This is a genomic window from Glycomyces sp. L485 (assembly GCF_022548875.1).
Taxonomy (GTDB): domain Bacteria; phylum Actinomycetota; class Actinomycetes; order Mycobacteriales; family Micromonosporaceae; genus Glycomyces.
Window position 1 is genome coordinate 35,729 of sequence record NZ_JAKZEW010000021.1, and the last position, 213, is coordinate 35,941.

A 213-nucleotide genomic window follows, 5' to 3' on the forward strand; every position below is an offset into this window, starting at 1 on the left:
AACCTGCTGCCAGTGGTCGCGGAGTTCATGATCGTTCCAGACCGGCTTGCGCCGCTCGCCGGTCAGCTCCTTCGCGATGTCGAGGGCGAGCCGGTCGATGTTGACCACGTCCACCCGCGAGCGCGCCGCTTCGTCGAGAAGCTTGGTGAGCCTGTGCTCCAGATCTGACTTGAGTCGCTTGTTGAAGGTGGTCAGGAGGATCCGGTCCTCAGA

Annotated in this window: 1 protein-coding gene; it reads right to left on the bottom strand. The window is 62.9% G+C overall.

Annotated features, from left to right (window positions below; genetic code table 11):
• On the bottom strand, positions 1 to 213 hold a 213-nt coding region (locus L0U85_RS12100), incomplete at both ends, for a hypothetical protein (protein ID WP_241378016.1).